Source organism: Aeromonas sp. CA23, from assembly GCF_002587065.1.
Lineage (GTDB): Bacteria > Pseudomonadota > Gammaproteobacteria > Enterobacterales > Aeromonadaceae > Aeromonas > Aeromonas bestiarum.
This window is the reverse complement of sequence record NZ_CP023818.1, coordinates 4,378,926-4,394,116: the sequence shown is the minus strand read 5'-3', so window position 1 is coordinate 4,394,116 and position 15,191 is coordinate 4,378,926. Positions and strand designations below refer to the sequence as shown.

At 62.6% G+C, this 15,191-nt stretch carries 9 protein-coding genes and 2 tRNA genes; 7 read left to right on the top strand and 4 right to left on the bottom strand.

Annotated elements, in window-relative coordinates; translation table 11 throughout:
- Nucleotides 1-10: 10 nt before the first annotated feature.
- Nucleotides 11-385, bottom strand: coding sequence for a hypothetical protein (locus tag CK910_RS20220; RefSeq protein WP_098984487.1), 375 nt, complete (start codon nucleotides 383-385; stop codon nucleotides 11-13).
- Nucleotides 386-978: 593 nt separating this feature from the next.
- Here CK910_RS20220 and tamA point away from each other — a divergent pair.
- On the top strand, nucleotides 979-2,754 hold the full coding sequence (gene tamA, locus CK910_RS20210) for an autotransporter assembly complex protein TamA (RefSeq protein WP_098984485.1): 1,776 nt from the start codon (nucleotides 979-981) through the stop codon (nucleotides 2,752-2,754).
- 76 nt (nucleotides 2,755-2,830) lie between these two features.
- Nucleotides 2,831-6,616 (top strand): autotransporter assembly complex protein TamB, encoded by a 3,786-nt coding sequence (tamB, locus tag CK910_RS20205; protein ID WP_098984484.1) that lies wholly within the window; start codon nucleotides 2,831-2,833, stop codon nucleotides 6,614-6,616.
- 127 nt (nucleotides 6,617-6,743) lie between these two features.
- On the opposite strand, the gene CK910_RS20200 is transcribed toward tamB, so the two are convergent.
- Nucleotides 6,744-6,828 (bottom strand) — tRNA-Tyr (locus tag CK910_RS20200).
- A gap of 52 nt (nucleotides 6,829-6,880) precedes the next feature.
- Nucleotides 6,881-6,965: transfer RNA gene (locus CK910_RS20195), tRNA-Tyr, on the bottom strand.
- A 125-nt stretch (nucleotides 6,966-7,090) separates the two neighbouring features.
- On the opposite strand from CK910_RS20195, the gene CK910_RS20190 reads away from it, so the two are divergent.
- Nucleotides 7,091-7,600 carry a VC2046/SO_2500 family protein gene (locus tag CK910_RS20190; protein WP_098985185.1) on the top strand — a complete coding sequence of 170 codons (510 nt, stop codon included), beginning with the start codon at nucleotides 7,091-7,093 and terminating at the stop codon, nucleotides 7,598-7,600.
- 84 nt (nucleotides 7,601-7,684) lie between these two features.
- Here CK910_RS20190 and hpf read toward each other — a convergent pair whose 3' ends face one another.
- Nucleotides 7,685-8,026 carry a ribosome hibernation-promoting factor, HPF/YfiA family gene (hpf, locus tag CK910_RS20185; RefSeq protein ID WP_043138515.1) on the bottom strand — a complete coding sequence of 114 codons (342 nt, stop codon included), beginning with the start codon at nucleotides 8,024-8,026 and terminating at the stop codon, nucleotides 7,685-7,687.
- A gap of 371 nt (nucleotides 8,027-8,397) precedes the next feature.
- Here hpf and CK910_RS20180 point away from each other — a divergent pair, with 371 nt between their 5' ends.
- From CK910_RS20180 to CK910_RS20165, 4 genes are all read left to right on the top strand, one after another.
- On the top strand, nucleotides 8,398-10,914 hold the full coding sequence (locus CK910_RS20180) for a putative bifunctional diguanylate cyclase/phosphodiesterase (protein ID WP_043138511.1): 2,517 nt from the start codon (nucleotides 8,398-8,400) through the stop codon (nucleotides 10,912-10,914).
- Nucleotides 10,915-10,998: 84 nt separating this feature from the next.
- Nucleotides 10,999-12,915 (top strand): transglycosylase SLT domain-containing protein, encoded by a 1,917-nt coding sequence (locus CK910_RS20175; protein WP_098984483.1) that lies wholly within the window; start codon nucleotides 10,999-11,001, stop codon nucleotides 12,913-12,915.
- Between the two features lie 179 nt (nucleotides 12,916-13,094).
- On the top strand, nucleotides 13,095-14,093 hold the full coding sequence (locus CK910_RS20170) for a LacI family DNA-binding transcriptional regulator (RefSeq protein WP_043557209.1): 999 nt from the start codon (nucleotides 13,095-13,097) through the stop codon (nucleotides 14,091-14,093).
- 260 nt (nucleotides 14,094-14,353) lie between these two features.
- Nucleotides 14,354-15,166 (top strand): NAD-dependent epimerase/dehydratase family protein, encoded by an 813-nt coding sequence (locus CK910_RS20165; RefSeq protein ID WP_098984482.1) that lies wholly within the window; start codon nucleotides 14,354-14,356, stop codon nucleotides 15,164-15,166.
- Nucleotides 15,167-15,191: the final 25 nt, after the last annotated feature.

Genomic DNA, 15,191 nt, shown 5'->3' with positions numbered 1-15,191 from the left:
CATGCAGGGATTAACTGCGGGCACGGGCGCCGAGGCGGACCCTTGGACGCGATTGCCACAGGATCTCCAGCCCCAGCAGGGCATGCAGGCTCCAGATGGCCAAGGGGTTGAGCCAGTCGCCCCCCAGTTGCAGGGTGGCCAGGGCGCAGCCCGCCAGCAAGAGGGTGATGCCCGGCAGACGCCAGTGCGCCGGCAGAGGCGCCAGCATGGCCATGCCCAGCAGTATGGCGAGCCCGAACGGCAGATTGAGGGCGGTAAAGGCCAGCGCCTGCTGGCCGTTCATGCCGGTCAGCAGGGCAAGCAGGGCGCTGCAACAGGCGAGAAAGGTGATGAACTCGAGTCGGTCGGCAATGTAGTCAGCCATCTGTTCGCTGCGTGCATGCATGATGTGTCTCCTTCGGTTGAGAGCGTCGGGGGCGACGGGCCCCTGGACTCATGACGCCGGTGCGGGCGATGCGTTTTCTTTGGTAGATGAACCCAGTGTGGGCGAGACGAGCGGCGGGGGGCAGCGGGATAAATCGATTGAGGCGAACGAGGCTTTGATTATTCAGATTCAACCAGTTGATTTTTATCATCTAAATAAGCTTTTGATCGAAGAGGAAGGCAGGGGCTCAGGGGGCAGGTAGCGGGCTGCCCGTCGTCATCTTGACCAGTTGCCGACAGGTGATGTCGCGTCGGCGAGGGGGCGTTGGCGCAAGGGGGAGGCGAGACGAACCGCCGTTTGTGATGCCTGTCATGGCCTGATGGCTGAGGAATGGCCCTTTTTTACCCACAATGGCATAAGTCTGTGGGGCAGGCGGGAGAAAAGTGAGCAAGCCGAGTGGCAAAGGCTTCAATAATAGGGTGAATTTCGATGCCGCTCCGCTCTGATGTTGCGCCGGGGATATGCTAGGATGAGGCGCGCTTGCCATCGAGTGAGCCTCATATTCATTCTAAATATTGCATTATTTTAATCATGTTCTTCGGGGAAATTGACGTTTGACAGGATGCAATCCGCCCCTGCCTGCAGGGATCTCATCGCCCGGACGGGTTTTCCGTCGTGGGCTCCGCGCGCTGGGCCTGAGCCTCTGTCTGCTGCTGTTCGTCACGCCGGCCATGGCGGCCAAACTCACCTATCAGATCAAGGGTCTGAGAGGGGAGACCAAGGATAACGTCGAAGCCTATCTCAATGCGCTGCCTGTCTATCAGGAGCGCCAATACCGGCCGGCCCGCGCCAAGATCACCGAGAGCGTGCAAAAAGCCCTGCAGGTCTATGGCTACTACCAGCCCAAGATCACCCTGAGCCGCGACAAAAAAGCCCCCGCCAGGGTGGTGGTCGAGGTGGACGCGGGCAAGCCCGTCATCATCTCCCGCCTCGACATACTGCTGGAAGGGGACGCGGGCAGCGACGAGATCTATAGCGAGCTGCTGGACAAGCTGCCCCTGAAGGAGGGGGATCCCCTCAACCACGGCAAATACGAATCCATCAAGGCGGATCTCGGCAGCCTGGGGCTGGCCCGCGGCTATTTCGACGCCAAGATCAGCAAGAGTCAGGTCAAGGTGTTCCCGGATCAGGGCACGGCCGAGATCTACATACTGTTTCGCTCCGGCCCCCGCTATCACTTCGGCGAGATCCACTACGACGCCACGCCGGAGGCGCTGCGCCTCATTCGGCCGCTCATCAACATCAAGAGCGGCGACCCCTATCTGGCGATCCGGCTGGCCGAGATGTCGCAGGATGTCTCCTCCACCAAGCTGTTCAAGCAGGTGGATATCAAGCCCATGATCAGCCAGGCCGAGGGCAACCGGGTGCCGGTGCAGGTGACCCTCTCCAACCGGGTCGACCACGAGATCGAGACGGGTATCGGCTTTGCCACCGACGTGGGCCCGCGCATGAGCGCTACCTGGGAGAAGCCCTGGGTCAACCGTTACGGCCATCGCCTCAACGCCACCGCCAAGGTCTCGCAACCCGAGGCCGAGCTGAGCTTTGACTACCAGATCCCGGTGGGCAACCCGCTGCGGGATTACTACTCGCTGCAGGCGGGTTATCAATACAAGGACAGCAACGATACCCGCTCCGACCTGACTACCGTCAGCGTGCACCGCTGGAAGCGGCGGCCGGAGAGCTGGGACAGAGACGTCTTCATCCGGCTAGAGAACGAGATCTATACCCAGGGTGCCGACGAGGGGAACAGCTTGCTGCTGATCCCCGGTGTCTCCTGGTCGCGGCTGCGGGTGCGCGGCGGTCTGGTGCCCGACTGGGGCGATCGCCAGCAGCTGACCCTGGAGTTTTCCGACCCTTACTGGGGCTCCGACATCAGCTTCGTGCGGGTGTGGGGGCGCAGCAAGTGGCTGCGCACCCTGGGGGAGGATCACCGCTTCCTGCTGCGGGCCGAACAGGGCGCCATCATAGGGGACAGCTTCTCGCTGGTGCCGCCTTCCCTGCGCTTCTTCACCGGTGGTGACCAGACGGTGCGTGGCTATGGCTACGAGACCATATCGCCGCGCGGCAGCGACGGCAAGCTGCTGGGGGGCCGTTACGTGAGCGTTGCCAGTGCCGAATACAACTACCGCTTCAGCGACAAGTGGCTAGGCGCCCTGTTCGTGGATGGCGGGACGGCCACGGTCGACTACAGCGAGGCCTGGAAGATAGGCACGGGTGTCGGCGTGCGCTGGGTTACCCCCATAGGTCAGGTCAGGCTCGATCTGGCGGTGGGCATTTCCGAGGAAGACAAGCCGCTGCGGCTCCATTTCGCGCTGGGGCCTGAATTATGATCCGGCTTGAACGCACTCATTCTCTCTGTTCTCTTTCCTGGCCGCTGCGGCTGCATGTTTCGCGGGGGTCTGCGCTGTGATCTGGGTAAAACGCATTTTTCTCTGGCTGATGGGGCTCGTCTTCCTGTTGCTCATCGGTGTCAGCCTGCTGGGTTTCACCCATCAGGGCAACAAGTGGCTGTGGCTGCAGGCCAGGGCGGCGCTGCCCTCCCTCAAGGGGGAGCTGGTGGCGGGCCAACTCGGTTATGGCTGGACCCTGGAAGGGGTCGGCTGGCAGGACGAGCTGGTGGATGTCACTGTCGATCGCGCCGTGCTGGACTGGGATCTGGGCAAGTTGTTGCAGGGCAAGCTCTGGATCAAATCCCTGACGGTCACCCACCCCGTGGTCAAGGTCGCCGAGTCCGAGCCTGTGCCGGAAGAGCCGTCGGAGCCCTTCGTCTGGCATCCGCTGCCCCTCAGGATCCAGGTCGACAGCCTCAAGGTGGCGGATCTGGATCTGGCGGTGCCCGGCGTGGATGTGACCTTCAAGTCCCTCGACATAGGCGCCACCCTCAGTCGCAAGGGGCTCATAGTACGCGGGCCCGTGCTGGACGGTCTGAACGTCACTCTGGCCGAGACGCCGGCTGCCGATGCCGCCAAACCGGCTTCCGGCAAGGCAACCTCCAAAGACAAGGCTGCGGCCAAGTCGCCTGTCACCGCCAAGGCGAAGCCGGCGGATGAGAGCAAGGCGCAGAAGGCAACCAAGGCGGCGCCCATAGAGCTGCCCGCCATCCGGCTGCCTTTCCCCATCCAGCTGGAAGGATTGCAGGCCACGGCGTTTCGCTATCAACAAGGGGAGCTGATCGAAGGGCTCGACACCCTGCGGCTGTCGGCCAGTGCCAAAGAGGAGCGCATCGAGGTGCGCGAGCTCTCCCTGCGCCATGCCATGGCGGATCTGGCGCTCAAGGGCCATGTCCGGCTGATCGAGGATTATCCGCTCGAGTTGACTCTGGATGCCAAGGCCCGCAAGGGGCTGCTCGATGGCGAACTCAAAGGGCAGCAGGCGACCCTGACCCTGGGTGGCTCGGTAGGCAAGCTGGCGCTGGCGTTGCAAGCCAAGGGGCCTGTGGCTGCCAACCTCAAGGGGTCATTGGCCGCCCTCAATCCTGACTTGCCGTTTGACCTGGGGCTGGAGTGGAAGCGCCTCGGCTGGCCGCTGCACAAGCCGACTCAAGATGAGCCCAGCTATCAGCTGGACAAGGGCAGCCTGACCGCCAAGGGCAAGCTCTCCGGCTATCAGTTTGCCTTGAATACCGCCGGCAAGGGCACGGACGTGCCCCCCTTCAAGCTGGCGCTGACGGGCAAGGGGGATCTGGCGCAGCTGAACCAGATCAACCTGCTGCTCAACGCCCTGAAAGGGGAGCTCAAGCTTGACGGCAAGCTGGCCTGGAACCAGGGGGTACGCTGGCAGGGCACCACGGAATTCAAGGGGATCAACCCGGCCGAGCTGGTGCCCGAGCTCAAGGGGTCCCTGGCGGGCAAGATTGCCAGTCGTTTCGAGCTCGATGAGGCGGGCCATTGGCAGCTGCAACTGCCCGAGCTGAAGGTGGACGGCAAGCTCAACCAGTATCCGCTGGCCATCAAGGGCAGTGCGAGCGGCAACTACAAGATGGAGTGGACCATCCCCGCGCTGGCGCTGCAAAGCGGCCCCAACCAGCTGCAGGCCAAGGGTAGCCTGAGCCAGCAGGTGTGGAAGCTGGACGCGGATATCGATGCCCCCAACCTGGCCGGGCTCTACCCCGGCCTGAAGGGGGACATCAAGGGACAGGTGCGCCTCACCGGCAATCAGCAGGCGCCCAGGGTCACCACAGATCTGGCCGCCAGCCGGCTCTACTATGCGGGCACGGATCTGAAAGGGATTGCCATCAAGGGCAATGCCCTGGTCGGCGACAAACCGGCTGGCGAGCTGGCGCTGACGGTGGCGAGCCTGGCACAGGGGGCCAACGCGCTCAGCCAGCTGGCCCTGAACCTGAGCGGTGACCTCAATCAGCATGTCTTGTCGCTGACCATGAAGGGCGATCCCGTGGCCGCCAACCTCAAGCTGAGCGGTGGCCTGCGCGGGGATCGCTGGCGCGGCGCCCTCGGGGAACTCAAGTTGAAGACGCCGCTGCGCCGTTGGGAGCTGACCGCCCCCTGGGCGCTCGACCTCGATCTGCCGCGCCAGCGGCTGACCATGGGGGATCTCTGCCTGGGATCCCAGGGGGCCAGCCTCTGCGTCAAGGGCAGCCAGGTGTCGGCCCAGCAGGGCAGCCTCGAATTTGCCCTGAGCGGCTTCGATCTCAAGCGCCTGCGCCCCTGGCTGCCGGACAACTTCCGCTGGCTGGCGGTGCTTTCCGCCGATGGCCGGGCCAGCTGGCGAGGCAACCAGCCGACCCTGCACGCCACAGTGCGTACTACGCCGGGCACCCTGGTCGCCGATGAGCTCAAGACCAACTACCAGCGCCTCGAGCTCGGGGTCGATTTCGAGCGTCAGCAGGCGGCGATCCGGCTCGACTTCGTCTCCAAACAGATAGGCACTATCGATACCGATCTGCTGATCAAGGATCCGTCCGGCCGTGGCCAGCTGTCGGGTCAGCTCAAGTTTGATGACCTCAAGCTGACCACCTTCGCCCCGCTCATCCCCGAGGTGCGCTCCCTGCAGGGGATCATCTCCGCCGATGCCCGCTTCGATGGCACCCTGGCCGCCCCCCTGCTGTTTGGTCAGCTCAACCTGCTGGATGGGGAGGTGCAGACCCATTCCGACATGGTGACCCTCTCCAAGCTGGTGACCCGCCTCAAGATCGAGGGCAACCGGGCCGAGCTCGACGGCACCATGCTGGTGGGCAAGGGTCCGCTGGCGCTGGGTGGCTGGCTGAGCTGGGCCAGGATGCCGGTCAGCGGCAGCCTCACCATTCAGGGCAAGGAGCTGGAAGCCCAGTATCCTGGCATGGGACGGGTGCGGGTCTCCCCCGATATCGCCATCTCGCTGGGAGAGGAGACCCAGATCACGGGTCAGGTCGACATTCCCTGGGCGCGGATCCTGGTCAAGAGCCTGCCCGAGAGTGCGGTGGCCGTCTCCGATGACGTGACCGTGGTCTATGACGATCTGCCGCCGCTGCCGAAGACGGCGCCGTTGCCGATGGCGATCAAGCTGGCGATCCGGCTCGGCGACGACGTGCGGCTGGAGGCCATGGGCCTCAAGACCAAGGTGGGGGGGGGCATCAACATCCGCCAGGAGCCGTCCCGGCCGCTGGCGGGCAACGGCCAGCTGGTGCTCAACGATGGCCGCTTCAAGGCCTATGGCCAGAACCTCATCATCAAGGATGGCCGCATCCTCTTCTCCGGCCCCCTCGATCAGCCCTTCCTCAACATAGAGGCGTATCGGGATCCCGATACCATAGAGGACAAGGTGACGGTCGGGGTGCGGGTGACGGGGCCGGCGAGCAAGCCCAAGATCACCGTCTACTCGGAGCCGCAGATGGCCCAGTCAGAGCAGCTCTCCTATCTGCTGCGCGGCAAGGGGCTGCAGACCAGTGGCGAGGATGGCGGTTTCAACGGTCTGCTGGTGGCCGGTGCCGTCAGCCAGGCCAACGGCGTGGTTTCCAGCCTGGGGGAATCTCTCGGCATGAGCGATGTGGCGCTCGATACCGCCGGCAGCGGTGACAACACCCAGGTGACCCTGTCGGCCTATCTGCTGCCCGGCTTGCAGTTCCAGTACGGGGTCGGGGTGTTCAGCCCCATCGCCGAGTTCAAGCTGCGCTACGAGCTGATGCCCAGACTCTACCTGCAGGCCATGAGCGGGGTGGCCCAGGCGGTGGACATCTTCTATCGCTTCACCCTGTAGGGCAGGTTGATGCAAAACGGGAGGCCCAGGCCTCCCGTTTTTTTATGTGAGCTGTTGAATGCGGCTCGGGCCGGTCGCGCCTGGCCAGAAATGCGAAAACCCGGCGCAGGCCGGGTTTTCTGAAGGGTGGTGGAGGGAGAAGGATTCGAACCTTCGAAGGCAGAGCCGTCAGATTTACAGTCTGATCCCTTTGGCCGCTCGGGAACCCCTCCACGGGGTATTACCAATTTTTATCCACGACTCGCGCCGTGATTGCACTTGAAATGGTGGAGGGAGAAGGATTCGAACCTTCGAAGGCAGAGCCGTCAGATTTACAGTCTGATCCCTTTGGCCGCTCGGGAACCCCTCCACAAGTGCGAGGCGCATACTAACAGATCTTCCGCTGTTGTGAACCCCTTGGCGGGATTTTTCCTGCTCACAGGATCCGATTTGCGGCCGATAAGCGATGAAACCACCATTTCCAAGAGTTATCTCATGCTACCCAGCGCGATACGTGATCAGCTGTTGGTTGACGAGGCCCAACTGGGGCAACGTCTCAACCGGGATCTCCAGCACGGCGACAGGGCCGACTTTCGTCTGCACCTGGCCCTGCTGACCGACGCTGTGGAGGAGCAGCCCTGGTTCGATCCGGCGGCCGTGTCCAGACCGGATCCCCAGGATTGGCGCAGCCGCTTTGCGCTGCCGGCGGTGGCCCCCCTGCAAGGGGGTGAGGACGACGGGGAGGGCGTGCGGCTCAACGAGCGGCTGCAGCAGGGGGGCTCCATGGTGGATGTCAGGCTCTGGCTGGCGCTGCGCTCGCCGCCCTTGCTGGGCCCTCAGCCTGCGCTGGAGCCCGCCGTGTATGACAACCTCTCGCCCCTGGGTCGCGAGCGCTGGCAACGCAAGCTGGCGGATCAACCGAGGCGTGACGATCCACTGCTCATGCTGCCCATACTGGATGCGCTGCAACAGGGTGTGGATGCCCGCCTGCACTGGTTGAGCTGAGACGGGGCGGCTCGCGGCAACGTCAGGATGCAAAAAGGCGGGAAGATCCCGCCTTGGTATTTGATTCGTGTGATGTGCGGCAGATTATGCGTCGGCTTCATCCGCTTGGGGTACGACGTCCTTGGCACTGGCGGCCGCACGACGGGCCATGGGCTTCTCGATATGGCGGTTGAGCTGACGTTCCAGCTTTTGCCCCAGTTCGGTGATGGCGGCGTACATATCCTCGTGTTCTGCCTGGGCAAACAGTTTGCCGTTGGGGATGCCAGCACTGGCTTCAACGATAAACATCAGACGCTCTTTGGAGACAATCACATGGGGTGTGATAAGAGGCACCTGAAGACGTTCGAGCTTTTCAAAGCGGGATTCAATGCGCTCGCGGATAGCCGGGGTGATGTCGATGATTTTGCTGGTAATTTCGATTTTCATATTGGCCCCCTTCGGGTCGTCTTGCTTGTGTCTTCACCTTCAGATTACTCATGGCGGAATATTGAAATGTGATCTGAGTCACGAAATGAATCCTTTACTATCACGCGACTTATAAATTGTGATCTTTTCCCGTTCTGCGCCAAAAAGCGCTTGAGCTCCATGAAACTGGCAGGCAGTATGGGGAAACTTGGATCGTTTCTGTCCCCTCTTGGCAGCGCCGCATGTCGACCTCATGTCCGGTTTTCACCGCATAGTCTCGCTTCTTTCGCACTCCTCACGTATCGCCCTATGCCCTTAGTGCGAGAGGGGGTTGTGGGCTCTATCAAGTTGTCAGGGTAGTGAACGTGGTTGTCGTGGTGTTGGAGTAGTAGATGAAACAGCAGGCCACTCAGATGATGTGGTTTTATGATCGGCAACATGAGCAGTGGAGCCTGTCCGATCATGCCTCTTACCAGCTATGGCAAGGGGAGGGGCCACACCCCTGGGCCGGTCAGCTGGCCGTGGACGATGAACCCGGCTTCTCTGATTTTCTCTCCAGACTCTACCACTCACGCCAGCCCGCCCAGTTCATCGGGCACCTGATGGACGAGAATGGCGAGGTGCGCCATGTGCTCTGGAGCGGCCAGTACGTCTCTGCCCAGCAGGTATGCTGTGGCTGGCTGGCCCCGCTGGATACCACCCGCAGCACGCCGCTGCCCGCCGAGCTGTCCCAGCAACTGCCCCTGTTGCAAGATCCCCTGCTGGCCCAGCTGGCCCAGGCGCTCTCCGCCAGAACCGGGCTCGACTTTTTCGATACCCTGATCAACCAGCTCGCCCATATTCTGGTCGCGGATGCGGTCTGGCTGGCGGAGCGCACCAGCAGCGATCGTCTCAAGGTATTGGCCTGTCACGGGATCGACCTCAAGGAGTACGAACTCGCCGGCATGCCCTGCCAGCAGGTCTATCGGCGTGGTGAGGCCTGCGTGGTCACCATCGAGGCCGATTGCCAGCTCAATCCGCAGTTGAAAGCGGGGCAGCGTTATTACGCCCAGCCGCTGTTCGACCGGCACGGCCAGATCCTGGGTCATCTGGCGCTGCTCTTCTCCAGCGAGATAGAGATCCCCAACCTGGGCTCAGTGCTGACCATTTTCTCCGTGCGCATGGTGGCCGAGCTGGAGCGGTTGCAGAGCGATGCCCAGCTGCGGCTCTCAGCGGTGGCCTTCGAAACCCATGAAGGCATCATCATCACGGATCCCGACTTCAAGATATTGCGGGTCAACCATGCCTTCAGCCAGATCACCGGCTTTGACAGCCAGCGGGTGATAGGCCTGCATCTTGGCAATGATCTCTGGTCAGGGCTGGGGGGGCTGGGCTATGAGCTCAATACCCTGAGCCGCTGGCAGGGAGAGACCCTGCGCCTGCACGTCGATGGTCACATCTATCCCCAGTGGGAAATCGTCACGCCCGTGCAGGATGACAAGGGGGTGATCAGCCACTTCGTCATCTGTTTCGAAGACATTTCCGAGCGCAAGGAGGCCGAGCGCCGTATCCAGGATCTCGCCTACTACGACGAGCTGACCGGCCTGCCCAATCGCCGCCAGCTGCACGAGACCCTGGCGCAGGCGTTCAGCGAGGCGAGCCGCGACAACCTGATCGGGGCTCTGCTGTTCATCGATCTGGATCACTTCAAGACCATCAACGACTCCCTGGGTCACGCCACCGGCGACTGGCTGCTCAAGGAGGTGGCCACGCGTCTCAAACGGCTGGTGCGCCAGGGGGATTGCCTGGCGAGGCTGGGTGGCGACGAATTCGTGCTGCTGCTGCCTTCCCTGTCGGCCAGCCCGCCCCAGGCGGAGATGCAGGCCGACCTCATCGCCGAGCGGCTCATCAGCGAGATCGCCGCCCCCTACACCCATGGCGGGCAGGTGCTGCACATAGGCGCCAGCGTCGGCATTACCCTCTTCCCCGGCCGTGAGCAGGGGGTGGACGATCTGCTCAAGCAGGCGGATACCGCCATGTATCAGGCCAAATCGGCGGGTCGCAAGACCCGGCGCTTCTTCGATGCCTCCATGCAGCAGCAGGCGGATCGTCGGTTGCTCATTCACAACGAGCTGCGCAATGCCTTGAGCCAGCAGGAGCTGACCCTCTACTACCAGCCGCAGCACATGGTGGAAGGGGGGGACATTATAGGAGTCGAGGCGCTGATCCGCTGGCAACCGCCGGGGCGGGCTCTGGTCTCGCCCGCCGAGTTCATTCCCATCGCCGAGGAGACGGATCTCATCGTCGACATCGGCAACTGGGTGCTGCACGAGGCGTGCGCCCAATATGTGCTGTGGGAAGAGAACGGCATTCACATCCCCCAGCTGTCGGTCAATGTCAGTGCCAAGCAGTTCCATGCCACCGATTTTGTCGAGCGCATTCACGACGTGCTGGCAGCCACCGGCATGGATCCCGCCTGCCTGAATCTGGAGATCACCGAGTCCGTGGTGCTCGGCCATGCGGAAGACACCATCAGCAAGATGAGCGAGCTCAAGGTGCTCGGCATCAGTTTCGCCATCGATGATTTCGGCGCCGGTTACTCCTCCCTGAGCTACCTCAAGCGGCTGCCGGCCGATGAGCTCAAGATAGATCGCTCCTTCATCCAGGACATTCCCAAGGATGGCGACAACATGGCCATCGTCGAGGCCGTCATCGCCATGGCGCGTCACATGGGATTCAACGTGACGGCGGAGGGGGTGGAGTCACGCCAGCAGCTGGAGTTTCTGCAGGCACAGGGCTGCCATTTCTATCAGGGCTACCTGGCCTCCAAGCCGCTGCCCGTCCCCTATCTGGAGCGTTATGTCAAACGTCTTGCCCGCCCTGATGGCGCCGTTTCAGGCGCGAAAAATAGTGTGGTGAGCGAGCTGTAGCCCTGGGCGTTAACGGGTAGAATGAGGGGATACAAGACCACCGCCAGCGGGCGGTGGCATTGCCTCTCAAGGGAGAAGTCTTTCGTGAAAGCCGTGCAGGGAATCATTTTATCGGCGCTGTGCGTGCCAGGGCTGCTGGCGCAAGTCGCGGCGCAAACCACGGAGCAGTCTCTCTATCGACAGGCCTATGATGCGGTTCGTGCCGACGATCAGGCCCGTTTCCAGCAAATTCGTGCCCGTTTGACCCATTATCCGCTGCTGCCCTATCTGGATTACTACCAGCTGGCCTTCCGGCCCGGGGCGGCAGAGTATGACGACGTGACCCGGTTCATCCGACAGCACGGCGACACGCCGCAATCCAACCGGCTGGAGCGCAGCTACCTCACCTATCTGGCCCAGAGCCAGCAGTGGTCCCAGTTCCTGCGCTTCTACCCGGCCAAGCCGAGTTCCACCGATCTGCTCTGCATGCACTATCAGGCGCGCTACTACACGGGGCAGCAGATGCAGGCCTTGCAGGAGGCGGGCAAGCTCTGGCTCAGCGGCCAGTCTCGTCCCGATGCCTGCACCCCCTTGTTCCAGCTTTGGCAGCAGGCCGGTTTGCGCACCCAGGAGAAGATCTGGACCCGCATGACCTTGGCGTTTGAAGCGGAGAACCCGAATCTGATCCGCCACCTCGGCGCCCAGCTTGGCAGCGGCATGCAGCCTTATGGCGATCAGATGGTCGCCCTGTTCGAGCAGCCCGCCAAGGCGATGAACCCGGCCTATTTTTCCACCACGGCCCCCTCAAAGCGACTGCTGCTGCTGGGCCTGGCCCGTTATGCCAATCAGCAACCCGAATCCGTGCTGGGCCAATTGCCCGCGATGCGCACGCGCTTCGGGCTGACCCCCACAGAGCTCAAACCGGTGGAGCGAGCCGTGGCGCGCCGTCTGCTGCTGGATCGTGCCACTGCCCAGCGCGGCTGGGTGGATGCCACAGTGGTGCGGCTGGTCGATCCGGATCTGCTGGAGCTGCGGGCCCGGCTCGCCATCTGGGAGCAGGACTGGCGCGGGCTCTCCGGTTGGGTCAAGCGCATGCCCATCGCCCTGCAGAAGGAGGATCGCTGGCGTTACTGGCTGGCCCGCTCGCTGGAGGTGCAGGGTCAGAAAAAACCGGCGCGGGATCTCTATCTGGAGACCGCCAACTTGCGCGGCTTCTACGGCTTCATGGCGGCGCAGCGCAGCGGCGTGCCTTATCGGATGAAGAACCAGAGTGCGGTGAAGCGGGTGCCGGACTGGCGTACCGCCAGCGCCCGTTGGCCCTTCCTGCTGCGGGTGCGTGAACTGCTCGACATGAACGAGATCACGGCGGCGCGTTCTGAGTGGATCCACAACATGGATCGCAACCCCGTGGCCCAGCGCATCGAGTTTGGCCACATCGCCCTCAATCAGGGCTGGCATGAGCTGGCGATCCTGGCCAGCATCCGGGCCGAGGCCTGGGATGCGCTCGACCTGCGCTTCCCGTTGCCGCTCAAGCGCACCTTCTCCCAGATGGCGCAGGAGCGGACCATGAATACCAGCCTGCTCTACGCCATCTCCCGCCAGGAGAGCGCCCTCTATCCGCTGGCGCAATCGCCGGTCGGGGCGCGCGGTCTGATGCAACTGATGCCGGCCACCGCCAGGGAGACCGCCAGCAAGCTGGGGGTGCCCTATCGCAACGAGGAGCAGTTGTTCGATCCCGCCATGAACATCCGCCTCGGCAGCGCCTATCTCAAGCGGCTGCTGGATGTGTATGACGGCAACCGCATCCTGGCTGCGGCGGCCTACAACGCCGGGCCTGGCCGGGTCAAACGCTGGCGCGACCAGAGTGCGGACAAGCCGATGGATGTCTGGGTCGAGAGCATCCCCTACAAGGAGACGCGCAACTATGTGCAGAACGTGTTGTCGTTCGATCTCATCTATCAGCACAAGCTGCAGCAGCCGCTGCGTTTCATGTCCGATCGCGAGCTGAGTCACGCTTATTGAGACGGCAGCCGCCCCGGCGGCTGCCAGATTCCCTTTCCTTCCCCAAAATGGTTATTATCCCATAAGGTTTTGTTACAAAAGGAAACCTGTCAGGTGATCGGGCGCCACGTCTTGGTCTGACAGGTTCGATATAATCGCTCGATCAACACAGACAGGCTTCCCCAACAAAGGAATTGATAGTGGCAACGATTAAAGACGTTTCTCGGTTGGCTAATGTGTCCATTTCAACTGTGTCGCGGGTGATCAACAACACGGCGCAGGTGGCACCAGAAAAGCGTGAGGCCGTATTGGCGGCCATGAAGGAACTGAATTTTCGTCCCAACAGTTTTGCCCAGGCACTGGTCAGCAAGCGCTCCAACTGCATCGGCGTGCTGGTGGGGGACCTGTGTGGTGGCCCCTTCTTCGCCCAGATGATGCGCGGCATCGAGACCATGGTCGACAAGGCGGACAAGTTCACCATCGTCATGTCCGGCAACCACGATGCGGTGCGCGAGCGTCACGCCATCCAGGCGCTGCTGCAGCGTCAGTGCGATGCGCTGATCCTGCACAGCAAGGCGCTGCCCGACGAGGAGTTGAGCGAGCTGGTGGCCGGCAATACCCCCATCGTCTTCATCAACCGCCAGGTGCCGGGCGCCGAGGATCGTTGTGTCTGGCTGGACAACCAGGCCGGCATCACCACCGCCTGCCAGCATCTGCTGGATGCGGGTCACCGCAAGATCGCCTTCGTGACCTCTGATGATGAAGAGTTCGTCGATGGTCAGCAGCGGATGGCGGGTTACCGTCACGCCTTGCAACGGGCGGGCATCGAGCTGGATCCCGCCTTGATTGGTCGTGCCTTCGCCGATGAGAATGGCGGTTATGTGGCCATGGGTGAGCTGCTGGAGCGGGGCGTCGAATTTACCGCCGTGCTCGGTTTCAACGATGCCATGGTGGCGGGGGCCATCTCCTGCCTGCTGGAGCGCGGCTACAAGATACCGCAGCAGATCTCTGTGGTGGGTTTCGATGACATACCCTATGCCCGCTACATCTATCCCAAGCTCACCACGGTGCGCTATCCCATCGAGGAGATGGGGGGGCGGGCGGCCGAGCTGGCCCTGCGCCTGCTGGATCACAAGCCGGTCGACGGGTTGGCGCTCAAGTTCGAAGCCGAGCTGGTCAGACGGGAATCCGTCGCCTGACGAGACAGAATTGGCCCTGAATGGGCCAATTCTTCGTCGATGCGCAGCCAAAAAATTGAAATCGTTTTCAGAAATCCTTTTCAACTGTGATCCGCTTCAAAGCTTTTTGGCCTGCCTGCCACTAGCATAGGCCCCACGAATTAGGAGCCTGCGCTCCCGATTTTCCCGCTGTGGGAGGTAACTGGTCAATCCAGCTATTTCCTTCGTTACTTTCGACGGTCATCATGGATGGCCGTTTTTTTTTGCCAGGATTTTTGCCAATGACAACAGAATGTAAACAGCAGACGGGGATAGTGGGGGCGGGTTGGCTGGGGCTGCCGCTGGCGAGGGCATTGCAGGCGCAAGGCAAGGCCGTGGTGGTGACGGTCAGCTCGGCCGAGAAGGCCGCGCGCCTGACGGCCGAAGGGGTAGCGGCCTGGCCGCTGCAACTGTCGGCCCAGCTGGACGCCTTGCCGCTGCACTGCCGCGAGCTGGTGATCTGCGTACCGCCGAGCAAGACAGAGGATTACCCGGCAGCCATCGCCCGCCTGTGCCAGCTGGCAAAGGCTGCGGGTGTGCAGCGGGTATTGTTCGTGAGCGCCACCTCGGTATGGGCGCCTGGGCAGGGGGAGGATGAACAGCCGGCTCCTGCCCACGCCCGCGGGATGCGGATGCTGGCCGCCGAGCAGGCGGTGCTGGCCGCAGGTTTTGAGTGTGCCATGGTGCTGCGTCCCGCCGGCCTGTACGGCCCGGATCGCCATCCCGGGCGTTTCCTGGCGGGCAAGACCCTGGAGGGCGGTGGTCAGGCGGTGAACCTGGTGCATCTGGATGATGTGGTGGCCGCCTGCCAGCTGATGCTGGCACAAGGCAAGGATGGCGATGCCTACAACTTGAGTGCGCCGGTCCATCCGCGCCGCGAGCAGTTCTATCCCTTTACGGCCCGCCAGCTAGGCCTGCCGGTACCCGTCTTCATCGAGCCTGCCGGGATCTTTGCCCCGGTCGAGGGGCAGCGCATCTGTGAGCAACTCGGTTTTGCCTATCGCTGGCCCGATCCGGCCCACTGGTTTGCCGAGCTGGCCGCAGGGGGCAACTGAGGCGTGTCTGGCCTGCTCACGGATC